General features: G+C 73.2%; 7 protein-coding genes. 5 read left to right on the top strand and 2 right to left on the bottom strand.

Annotation, left to right across the window (positions count from 1 at the left end; all coding sequences use genetic code 11):
* Positions 1-204: 204 nt before the first annotated feature.
* The 3 genes from H5J29_RS11680 to H5J29_RS11670 all read left to right on the top strand — a co-directional run bounded on the left by H5J29_RS11680 (position 205) and on the right by H5J29_RS11670 (position 4,262).
* The gene (locus H5J29_RS11680) at positions 205-1,827 is read left to right on the top strand and encodes an ABC-F family ATP-binding cassette domain-containing protein (protein ID WP_181780953.1); all 1,623 of its coding nucleotides are present in this window, start codon (positions 205-207) and stop codon (positions 1,825-1,827) included.
* A gap of 212 nt (positions 1,828-2,039) precedes the next feature.
* Positions 2,040-2,249, top strand: coding sequence for a helix-turn-helix domain-containing protein (locus H5J29_RS11675; protein ID WP_075942968.1), 210 nt, complete (start codon positions 2,040-2,042; stop codon positions 2,247-2,249).
* Positions 2,250-2,354: 105 nt separating this feature from the next.
* Complete coding sequence (locus tag H5J29_RS11670) at positions 2,355-4,262, top strand: ABC transporter ATP-binding protein (RefSeq protein ID WP_181780955.1); 1,908 nt, start codon at positions 2,355-2,357, stop codon at positions 4,260-4,262.
* A gap of 95 nt (positions 4,263-4,357) precedes the next feature.
* On the opposite strand, the gene H5J29_RS11665 is transcribed toward H5J29_RS11670, so the two are convergent.
* Positions 4,358-5,323, bottom strand: a complete 966-nt coding sequence (locus H5J29_RS11665; RefSeq protein ID WP_181780952.1) for a helix-turn-helix domain-containing protein — start codon at positions 5,321-5,323, stop codon at positions 4,358-4,360.
* Between the two features lie 169 nt (positions 5,324-5,492).
* Between H5J29_RS11665 and H5J29_RS11660 the strand changes: the two genes are divergently transcribed.
* Entirely contained in the window at positions 5,493-7,628 is a 2,136-nt protein-coding gene (locus H5J29_RS11660) for a molybdopterin-containing oxidoreductase family protein (protein ID WP_246393759.1), read from the top strand.
* Between the two features lie 58 nt (positions 7,629-7,686).
* On the opposite strand, the gene H5J29_RS11655 is transcribed toward H5J29_RS11660, so the two are convergent.
* Positions 7,687-8,298: a TetR/AcrR family transcriptional regulator gene (locus H5J29_RS11655; RefSeq protein ID WP_181780951.1), complete on the bottom strand. Its 612-nt coding sequence runs from the start codon at positions 8,296-8,298 to the stop codon at positions 7,687-7,689.
* Between the two features lie 192 nt (positions 8,299-8,490).
* On the opposite strand from H5J29_RS11655, the gene H5J29_RS11650 reads away from it, so the two are divergent.
* On the top strand, positions 8,491-9,097 hold a 607-nt coding region (locus H5J29_RS11650), incomplete at its 3' end, for a glutamate-cysteine ligase family protein (RefSeq protein WP_312858168.1).

Genomic DNA, 9,097 nt, shown 5'->3' with positions numbered 1-9,097 from the left:
CCGGCCACGAGGACGTCCAGCGTCATCGGCGGGAGCCCCGCGCGCCGACGGTGAGATCGGTCATGGCGGGCACCCTACGTGCGCAATCCCCTGGCGCCGACCGGTAGCCTGGTCCCGTGATCCTGATCGAGTAGGCGCTGCGCCCGGGCACCACCGTGCCCGCAGGACGCCCCTTCTCGTCTTCTCCCCTGGAGTTCCTTCACCGTGATCACCGCCACCGACCTGGAGCTGCGTGCCGGGTCCCGCATCCTGCTGTCGGACGCGACCCTGCGCGTCCAGCCCGGCGACCGGATCGGCCTCGTCGGCCGCAACGGCGCGGGCAAGACCACCTCGATGCGCGTGCTGGCGGGGGAGGGCGAGCCGTACGGCGGTTCCGTCGTGTCCAACAGCCCGATCGGCTACCTGCCGCAGGACCCGCGCGAGGGCGACCTCTCGGTCACCGCGAAGGACCGGGTGCTCTCCGCGCGCGGGCTGGACGATCTGCTCCGCAAGCTGGAGAAGGTCCAGACGGCGATGGCCGAGCTCGTCGACGGCCCGGAGAACGAGAAGGCCGTGCGCGAGTACGGCAGGCTCGAGGAGCGCTTCTCGGCGCTCGGCGGCTACGCGGCGGAGAGCGAGGCCGCGCGGATCTGCACGAACCTCGGCCTGCCCGATCGCGTGCTGAGCCAGCAGATCGCCACCCTGTCCGGTGGCCAGCGCCGCCGGGTGGAGCTGGCCCGGATCCTGTTCGCGGCCTCGGACGGCGGCTCGCAGAGCGCCACCACCCTGCTGATCGACGAGCCCACGAACCACCTCGACGCGGACTCCATCACCTGGCTGCGCGGGTTCCTGCAGCAGCACGAGGGCGGCCTCGTGGTGATCAGCCACGACACCGACCTGCTGGCCGCCGTGGTGAACAAGGTCTGGTTCCTCGACGCCACCCGCGGCGAGGTCGACCAGTACAACATGGACTGGAAGCGCTACCTGGAGGCGCGGGCGACGGACGAGAAGCGTCGCCGCCGGGAGCGGGCCAACGCCGAGAAGAAGGCGTCGGTGCTGCACACGCAGGCCCTGAAGATGGGCGCCAAGGCCACCAAGGCCGTGGCCGCCAAGAACATGGCCCGCCGTGCGGACGAGCTGCTGGCGGGCCTGGAGCCCGAGCGGCAGCAGGACCGCGTCGCCAAGATCCGGTTCCCCACTCCCGCGCCCTGCGGCCGCACCCCGCTCACCGCGGAGAACCTCAGCAAGGCCTACGGCTCGCTCGAGGTGTTCACCGGGGTCGACCTGGCGATCGACCGCGGGGCGAAGGTCGTCGTGCTGGGGTTCAACGGCGCGGGCAAGACCACGCTGCTGCGCATGCTGGCCGGGGCGGAGCGGACCGACTCGGGGCGCGTCGTCCCCGGTCACGGGCTGCGCACGGGCTACTTCGCCCAGGAGCACGACACGCTCGACATGAACGCGAGCGTGTGGGACAACATCCGGCACGCCTCGCCCGATGCCCCGGAGCAGCAGCTCCGCACCGTGCTGGGCACGTTCATGTTCTCGGGCGAGCAGCTGAAGCAGACGGCGGGCACGCTGTCCGGCGGCGAGCGGACGCGGCTCGCGATGGCCGGGCTGGTCTCCAGCGCCGCCAACGTCCTGCTGCTCGACGAGCCCACGAACAACCTGGACCCGGCCAGCCGCGAGCAGGTGCTCGACGCGCTGCGTCGCTTCGAGGGGGCGGTCGTGCTGGTCACGCACGACCCCGGCGCCGTCGAGGCACTCGAACCCGACAAGGTGATCGTGCTTCCGGACGGTACCGAGGACCACTGGTCGGCGGACTACCTGGAACTCGTCCAGCTGGCGTAGCGCCCGCCGGGTGACGCTCCGCTGTCCCGCGGATGTGGCCCAGCTCACGATGATCACCCGTTCGCGTGATCCGAACGGGGGAACCGTTCACCGATCATGCGGGATTTTGCGCTGGCCACATCTGCCCGGTTGGATCATCATGGCCCAACCAGCGAGCCGAGTGGCGGCTCCGGTCCGCGGGAGACCGCGGTGGGCAGAGGAGGTCAAGTGTCGTGGCCGACCTGAAGAAGGGCGCCCGGATCACGGGAACCCAGCGTGACAAACTCGCCACCGACCTGAAGAAGAAGTACGAGAAGGGCGCGAGCATCCGTGCCCTCGCCGAGCAGACGGGCCGGTCCTACGGGTTCGTGCACCGGGTGCTCAGCGAGACCGGTGTGTCCCTGCGCGGTCGCGGCGGGGCCACACGCACGAAGAAGAAGTAGCACGGGCGCGCGCCCGCCTCCGTCAGCAGCGCACGGCGGCGGGTCAGCGCGCGCGGTACACCCGCCTCGGCGCACGATGGTCGGGTGGACAGGCCGATCACGATCATGCGCGGGGCGATCCGCGCCGGGGACACACCGCGCTCCGTGACCCCCGGCACCGTGCCGCGGATCTGGCGGTTCGCCCGCCCGTACCGCGGTTGGCTCACAGCGTTCCTGCTGCTGACCACGGGGACCGCCGTCATCGGCGTGCTCACCCCCGTCCTGGCCGGTCAGGTGGTCAACGCGATCGTCGCGGGCGGGGCGGGGGCCGCGGACCGGGTCGTCACGCTCGCCCTCACCATCGCCGCCCTGGCCGTCGGGGAGGCCCTCATCGGGCTGGCCGCCCGGTGGTTCTCCTCCCGCATCGGCGAGGGGCTGATCGTCGACCTGCGCACCGCCGTGTTCACGCACGTCCAGCGGATGCCGGTCGCGTTCTTCACCCGGACCCGCACCGGCGCCCTGGTCAGCAGGCTGAACAACGACGTGATCGGCGCGCAGTCCGCGATCACGACCACGCTGGCCAGTGTCCTGTCGAACGTCATCCAGCTGACCCTCGCCCTGGCCGTCATGATCGGGTTGGCGTGGCAGGTCACGGTGCTCGCCCTCGTCCTGCTGCCGATCTTCGTGCTGCCCGCCCGCCGGATGGGCCGTCGGATCGCCGACCTGCGCCGCGAGGCCGCGGACCTCAACGCGGGCATGAGCACGCAGATGACCGAGCGCTTCTCGGCGGCGGGCGCCACCCTGGTCAAGCTGTTCGGGCGGCCGAAGGAGGAGGCGCGGGAGTTCACCGGCCGCGCCGAGCAGGTGCGGGACATCGGCGTGCGCACCGCGATGGTCTCCCGGGTGTTCGTGACGTCGTTGTCGCTGGTCTCGGCCCTGGCCCAGGCGTTGGTCTACGGGCTGGGCGGCTGGCTCGCGGTGACGGGACGGATCGAGGCGGGCACCGTCGTCACGCTCGCGCTGCTGCTGACCCGGCTCTACACGCCGATGACCGCGCTGGCCAACGCCCGCGTCGACGTCATGTCCGCGTTGGTGGCGTTCGAGCGGGTCTTCGAGGTGCTCGACCTCCCCCCGATGATCGACGAGAAGCCCGCGGCCCGCGAGCTGCCGCCCGGTCCGGTCTCCGTCCGGCTCCGCGACGTGCACTTCTCCTACCCGACCGCCGAGCAGGTCTCGCTGGCCTCGCTGGAGGACGTCGCCGTGCTGGACCGCCGGGCGCCCGCCGAGGTGCTGCACGGGGTGTCCCTCGAGGCGCGGGCGGGGTCCTTGCTCGCGCTGGTCGGGCCCTCGGGGGCGGGCAAGTCGACCATCGCCTCGCTGCTCCCGCGCCTCTACGACGTCGACTCGGGCGCCGTGGAGCTCGCCGGGGTCGACGTGCGGGACCTGACGTTCGCGTCGCTGCGCCGGACCGTCGGGGTGGTCACGCAGGACGGGCACCTCTTCCACGACACGATCGCCGCGAACCTGCGCTACGCCGCGCCGGAGGCCACCGACGCGGAGCTGCGCGAGTCCCTGCGGCGGGCCCGGCTCGGCGAGCTGCTCGTGGACCTCCCGGACGGGCTCGACACGGTCGTCGGCGAGCGTGGCTACCGGCTGTCCGGCGGTGAGCGCCAGCGGCTCACGATCGCGCGGTTGCTGCTGGCCAGGCCACCCGTCGTCGTGCTCGACGAGGCCACCGCGCACCTGGACTCGGAGTCCGAGGCCGCCGTGCAGGAGGCGTTGACCGAGGCCCTGGCGGGCCGCACCGCGGTGGTGATCGCGCACCGGCTGTCCACGATCCGGGCGGCGGACCGGATCGCCGTCGTCGAGGCGGGGCGGATCGTGGAGCAGGGGAGCCACGACGAGCTGCTCGCGGCGGAGGGCCGGTACGCCTCGCTCTACCGCACGCAGTTCGCGGCACCGGTGAGCCAGGCGCGGTGCCCCGTGCCCGGCTGCACGTCCGACCACGGCGTGGCGGCGTTCCATGATCGCTGAATGCGGGGTCGTTCTGCTGTCCGCACCGCGCTGAGTGCACGCTTCCGGCGATCATGCCGCGCCTGCTGCACGAAACGTGCGCGCTCGGCCCGCGCTCAGCCGAGCAGCCGCGCCCGGTAGGCGGTGGGCGCCTCGCCGTAGGTCTGGCGGAAGGCGCGGCTGAAGGTGGGCAGGTCGGGGAAGCCCCAGCGGCGGGCGACGTCGGTGACCGCCAGCCCCGCCCGCCTCCGGTCCGCCAGCTCCCGGCGGGAGTGCTCGAGCCGCAGCCTGCGGATCCGCCGGTTCACGCTCTCCCCGCTCGCGGCGAACAGCCGGTGCAGCTGGCGGACGGACACGAAGTGGGCCCGGGCGATCGCCGCGGGCCCGAGCTCGGGATCGGCGAGGTGCGTGTCGACGTACCGCAGCATCTCGCGCAGCAGGGCCTCCTGCGGGCGGTCCGGTGCGGTGGGCCCGGCCAGCCGCTCGACGGCGAGGGTGGACACGAGCGCGCCCGCTTCGTCGGCGACCCGGGTCGCCCCGCCCGCGGTGAGCTGCGGGGGACCGGCGAGCAGGGCGCGGAGCATCCCGCCGACGATCCCGGAGAACCCCTCGCGGCCCGCCAGCCGCACGGCGGTGGCCGAGGCGGACTCGGCCTCGCACAGGGCGATGGACGCGCGCGGCCAGGTGAAGACCTCCATCCGCCAGCTGCCGGTGAACCGCCAGCTGAAGGGCCTGCCGGTCTCGTAGATCGCGTAGTCGCCCGCCGCGAGCGCGGCGCGGCGGCCGTCCTGCTCCAGGACGCCCGTCCCCTCGGTGATCATGCCGATCTGCAGGTAGTCGTGGCGGTCCGTGGCGGCCAGCGACGGGGTGCGGCGGCAGGTCTGGTCGATCGAGCACACCTCGGAGACCTGCAAGTGCCCGACCGTCGCGCTGCGCACCGAGCCCTGGAACGTGCCGATCCGGCGGTCGGGGGCGATGTCGAGGGTCACGAAGTCGTGCCGGATGGCGTCCCGCCACTCGTCGAAGCGGTGCGTGGCGCGCACGTCCGTGCCACCGGGGGCCGAACCCGCAGCCAGCACCACCTGACGCACCTCCTCGTGCCCAGTACAGCGCCCGCACGTTCGCATCGTGTTGCGCCCGCGTCAACGCGGGGCCGCCGGCGCTCGTTGCCCACCGACGGTCGCTCCGCGCCCACCCACGCCCGCCGGGGCGTGCCCAGGATGGATCACCCACCACGAAGCGGAGCGGACATTGACCCTCGCCGACCTGCCCCTGCTCGCCATCGGGGAGACCGGGACCCACCGCGCCATCTGCCCCCACGACTGCCCGGACGGCTGCGCGATGATCGTGACCGTCGAGGACGGGAGGGCCACCGGCGTCCGGGGTGACCCCGACCATCCCTTCACCCGCGGCGGGCTCTGCGTGAAGGTCAACAACTACGTCGACCGCGTGTACAGCCCGGACCGGGTCACCACGCCGTTGCGCCGCACCGGCCCCAAGGGGTCCGGCCGGTTCGAGCCGATCTCGTGGGACGCGGCGATCGCCGAGGTCACCACGCGGTTCCGGTCGGTGATCGCCGAGCACGGCGCCGAGGCGGTCATGCCCGTGAGCTACCTGGGCACCCAGGGCACGCTCAACGGCCTGAACGTGGGCGACCCGTTCTTCAACAGGCTCGGCGCGACCGTCGCCGAACGCACCTTCTGCGACTCCGGTGCGTCGACGGCGTACGTGATGAGCCTGGGCCCGACGGCGGGCGTCGACCCCGAGAGCCTCGTGCACTCGCGCTACATCGTGATCTGGGCCTGCAACATGGTCTCCACGAACCTGCACCTCTGGCCGTTCGTGATGGAGGCGCGCAGGCGCGGCGCGAAGGTCGTCGTGATCGACCCGGTGAGGCACCGCACGGCGAAGCGGGCGGACTGGCACATCCCGATCCGTCCCGGCACCGACGGCGCGCTGGCCATGGCGCTGATCCACGTCATCCTGGCCGAGGGCCTCACCGACGCCGAGTACGTCGCCGAGCACACCGTGGGTGTCGAGGACCTCGCCGAACGCACACGGGACTGCACCCCGGAGTGGGCGGAGGCCGAGACCGGCGTGCCCGCGGAGGACATCCGCACGCTGGCCCGCGAGTACGCGGCCGCGCAGCCGTCGATGATCCGGATCGGGGTGGCGATCGAACGGTCCTCCGGCGGCGGCCAGACGGTCCGGGCGATCTCCTGCCTGCCCGGTCTCGTCGGGGCGTGGCGCAAGCCGGGCGGCGGGCTCCTCGCGCTGCCGTTGTGGGCCTTCCCGGTGAACTGGGACGAGCTCTCCCAGCCGCAGCTGCGGCCCGAGGGCACCCGGGTGGTGAACCAGTACCTGCTGGGCAAGGCGCTGTCCGGGGAACTGGGTCTGGACCCCGGGATCCACGCGCTGATGGTCTACAACGCCAACCCGGTCGTCGTCTGCCCGGACCAGGAGCGGCTGGTCGCGGGGCTGGCCCGCGAGGACCTGTTCACCGTGGTCAGCGAGCAGTTCCTGACCGACACGGCGCAGTTCGCCGACATCGTGCTGCCCGCGACCACCCAGCTCGAGCAGCTCGACGTCATGTTCTCGTGGGGGCACTTCTACCTGGGCCTCAACCGGCCGTCGATCGCGCCGGTCGGGGAGGCGGTCCCGAACACCGAGCTGTTCCGCAGGCTCGCCGCCGCCATGGGGTTCGACGACGAGGTGTTCACCCTGACCGACGAGGAGCTGATCGAGCGGGCCTACGACTGGGGAGCCCCTGCGCTGCAGGGGATCACGCCGAAGTCGTTGGCCAAGACCGGATGGGCGCGGCTGACCCTGCCCGACGCCGACCACTACGCCCCGCACGACATCGGCGGCTTCCCCACGCCGTCGGGCAGGCAGGAGTTCGCCTCCTCGGCCGCCGCGGGCGGCAACTTCGTGCTCCCCCTGTTCCGGCAGGGCAGCACCGAGAGCCAGCCCGGGGGAGTGGTGGACCCCTTGCCGCACTACATCCCGCCCGCGGGCGCCTCGGCGGCCTACCCGCTGCACCTGGTGTCCCCCAAGGCGCACGCCTACCTCAACTCGACCTACGGCAATCTCCCTGCGCAGCAACGGGTGCAGGGTGAGCCGTCGGCGACGGTCCACCCGGCGGACGCCGCGGAGCGGGGCATCACCGACGGCACCCTGGTCCGGGTGTTCAACCAGCGCGGCGGGTTCCTGGTGCGGGTCGCGGTCTCCGACGAGGTCGCGCGCGGGGTCGTGCTCGCCGCCATGGGGCAGTGGCGCTCGCAGGCCGAGGGGCTCGCCACGGTCAACGCGGTGAACCCCACCGAGTTCGCGGACCTCGGGAACGCGCCGACCTTCTCGGACACGCGGGTCGAGGTCGAGCCCGCCTGAGATCCCCCGCCGGCCCCTCACCCCTCCGGGGCCGGCGGGACCCGGCGCCCGGTCCCGGTCAGTGCCGCAGGGTCCGCACGCTCTGCTCGACGAGGTCCAGCACGCCGTCGAGCGCGTCCGCGGGAAGGCCCATCGCGAGGTGGCTGACCAGGCCCTCCAGCACCAGCTCGAGGTACTGGGTCAGCACGGGCACCGGCACGTCGTCCCGCAGGGCGCCCGCGGCGGCCTGCCGGTCGAGCCGTTCCCGCGTGGCGGCGGTGAGCTCGGCGGAGTGCGCCTGCCACCGCTCGCGGAAGTCCGGGTCGGTCCGCAGCCTGCGGGACACCTCGAGCCGGGTGCCGAGCCAGCTGCGGTCCGAGTGGTCCTCGGCGGCGCCGTCGCCCGCCACGCCGTCCTTCCGCGCGGTGTCGAGCAGGTCCCGCATGACCTGGACCAGGCCCTGCTCGGCCACGACGTCCGCCATCCGCCGCGCGTCCTGCTCGGCCAGGGCGAGGAACAGGGCGTCCTTGTCCCGGAAGTAGTGGAAGATCGCGCCGCGCGAGAGGCCCGTGCTCTGCTCCAGCCGCCGCACGGTGGCGCCCTCGTAGCCGTAGGCCGCGAAGCAGCGCCGCGCACCGTCGAGGATGTGCTGGCGCCGGGCGGCGAGCTGGTCGGTACTCACGCGGGGCACGCCCCCAGTATCCCGTACGTACGTCTTGTGGCGCAGGACGCGCCGACCGGTGGTCCGACGGTCCGCCGGGTACGTGCCCGGATGTCCGGGACGCGGTGCGGGGCGGGTGTGGGGTTCGCGGTCGAGTCCTGTTTTTGTCGGACCCCGCGGGTAGCGTCGTCAGGCGTGGTACCCGAGACCCCGGTGGCACCCGTGAGCCGCGAGTCCGTGGCGTCGGCGCCCGCCCTGCACACGCGGGCGGAGGCCGAGGCCTACGTGGCCTCGGTCTGCTTCAAGCACGGGCCGCCGCTGCTGGTCGGTGTCGAGCTGGAGTGGGTGCTGCGGACCGACGGACCGCCCGATCTCCCCACGCTGCTCGCCGCGCTCGGACCGCACGCCCCCGTCTCCGTGGTCCCCGGTTCCCCTGCCGCACCGCTGGCCCACGGGTCCCTCGTCACCGTCGAGCCGGGTGGCCAGGTCGAGGTCGCCAGCCCCCCGCTTGCGGACCTGCGCACGTTGGTCGCCGCCGTCGAGGCGGACACCGCGGAGCTGCACGGCAGGCTCGCCGCCCACGGTCTCGCCGTCGAACCCCGCTCCGCCGATCCGTTCCGGCCGGCGCACCGGGTGCTGGACCTGCCCCGCTACCGGGCGATGGAGCAGGTGTTCGACCGTCAGGGCCCGTTCGGCCGCAGCGGGATGTGTTCCACCTCCGCGGTGCAGGTGGCGCTCGATGCCGGCGAGCGCACCGAGGTCGCGGCCCGCTGGGCCGCGCTGCACGAGCTGGGCCCCGTGCTCGTCGCCGCGTTCGCCAACTCCCCGG

The sequence above is a fragment of the Pseudonocardia pini genome, assembly GCF_013870575.1.
GTDB lineage: Bacteria > Actinomycetota > Actinomycetes > Mycobacteriales > Pseudonocardiaceae > Pseudonocardia > Pseudonocardia pini.
The sequence above is the reverse complement of the archived record's forward strand: the minus strand, read 5'-3'. Positions and strand labels throughout refer to the sequence as shown.

What these genes read in the sequence shown, in the direction of transcription:
- H5J29_RS11670 (WP_181780955.1), top strand. Translation starts at nt 2,355, where the DNA reads ATGCGCGGGGCGATCCGCGCCGGGGACACACCGCGCTCCGTGACCCCC.